The 241-nt window shown below is 29.9% G+C and carries 1 protein-coding gene; it reads right to left on the reverse strand.

What is annotated here, in order from left to right; translation table 11 throughout:
- Nucleotides 1–185, reverse strand: a 185-nt coding sequence (locus tag K0040_RS22640; RefSeq protein ID WP_228110485.1) for a hypothetical protein, incomplete at its 3' end; no start/stop codon positions are given.
- Nucleotides 186–241 lie beyond the last annotated feature (56 nt).

A 241-nucleotide genomic window follows, 5' to 3' on the forward strand; every position in this document is an offset into this window, starting at 1 on the left:
CCTACTTTATCATAAGTATAAACAGTGCTGCTTATTGAATTTGAGATATTATCTCTTATATTTGTTTCTGTAAGTCTACCAAGTTTGTCGTATTCATATTCACGCAGTTCATCCACTGTTGTTTTAGGTGAATCTTCGTCACGCTGAGTTGTGCTAGTGTAGTTATTATATAAATATTCACTCATTATATGGTTATTTTTATTATAAGTGTATTCATATTTTTCTAGCACTTCTTCTTTTC

This window comes from Terrisporobacter petrolearius, from assembly GCF_020748185.1.
Classification (GTDB): Bacteria; Bacillota; Clostridia; order Peptostreptococcales; family Peptostreptococcaceae; genus Terrisporobacter; species Terrisporobacter petrolearius.